Annotated in this window: 1 protein-coding gene; it reads right to left on the reverse strand. The window is 55.9% G+C overall.

Annotated features, from left to right (window positions below):
• Positions 1–355 precede the first annotated feature (355 nt).
• Positions 356–532 carry a hypothetical protein gene (locus GH784_RS27025; RefSeq protein WP_153794052.1) on the reverse strand — a complete coding sequence of 59 codons (177 nt, stop codon included), beginning with the start codon at positions 530–532 and terminating at the stop codon, positions 356–358.
• Positions 533–1,187: the final 655 nt, after the last annotated feature.

The following is a 1,187-nucleotide window of genomic DNA, read 5'->3' on the forward strand; positions in this document are numbered from 1 at the left end:
GGATCCCTGCTGCGCGGGACAAGCGGGGCTACCAGCCCTGCGAAGGGCAAGCGGCCGGGATCGCGCAGGCGGCGGTTGAGCGACAGCGTCGGCAGGAGGACCGGTCTGCGACCGGTTCATCCTTCCTGCTGTTTCTTTTCAATTTTCACTTATCAATTCGGGCCGGCGCCCTACGACCGTAGAATTCCGCGGTCGCAATACTACGATGATAAGACTAGGTTCGGCGCCCAAAAAGGGCGAGACCATCGGCGAGCATACGCTTTAAGATCAGTTTCCTGCCTTCTGGTGCAGCAGAGGAAGACTCGGGGACAGCACTAGCAGCAGGCGATGGGGCAACGCCCTGGGTTGGTGAGATTTAGTGAGGCTGTTCGACCCGTGCGGCGATAACGACGTGCGTAACCGTCGTTTCATCCGATTTGACCGACACGGTGACCTGTCCGCCGGAGCGGAGGCGGGCGACGCCTGCTTGAGCGGCCTCCTGCTCATCCTGAGCCTCGATCAGCGATGTCTGCGTCACCAGAAAAAACGGCATATTTCCACACGAAGAGTTATAGTCCAGGTTTCAGCTGCAAAGCGGTTACGGTCAAGATGCAGCACCGCGTTTGAGGTCGCCTCCAAAACAAAAAGGCGCTCGACCCATAAGGGAGCGCCTTCTTTTGTACCCCGGGACAATATCAAACGCCGCGGCGATTGCAGCGAGCAGGACATCGTCTCATCGGGAAGTGATGCTCAGATATTGTTGACGAAGAGGAATTTCAAGTCGCGATTCAGATCGCCAACAACTAGATGTCGTCACTTATCAAAATGGGCGAAGTGGCAGCGTCTGCGAAAAAGTCGCCCTGGCATAAACCCCCTCGGAACGTCCGACGAGATAATCGAAGAATAAAAAAATGGGCCTGCGTAAACCGCGGCCCATGAAGTGTGGAGATCTAAACCTCCAGAGGGGAACAGCTGCTGCGACGGAACTGGGAGGTGACCGTCATGTGCATCAGCTTAAGGCGTTATGCCTGATTTTTGATCAACGGGATAACATTTATTGTGCAACGCAGCTATGCAGCTGCTGCGATGGTCTCGTTGTCCAGATCTGCCGCCAGTTGAGCCTCGATCGCTCGCAGCTTCATCCGACTTTCCTTCAGGTCATCTGCGAACGCGAAAGCGCCTTCGTCTCGGGAACGGTACGAAACCAA

The organism is Agrobacterium tumefaciens (assembly GCF_009649785.1).
Classification (GTDB): domain Bacteria; phylum Pseudomonadota; class Alphaproteobacteria; order Rhizobiales; family Rhizobiaceae; genus Agrobacterium; species Agrobacterium tumefaciens.

Bases quoted from the DNA above. Each gene is read 5' to 3' on its own strand.
- GH784_RS27025 (WP_153794052.1), bottom strand. From the start codon at position 532: ATGCCGTTTTTTCTGGTGACGCAGACATCGCTGATCGAGGCTCAGGAT.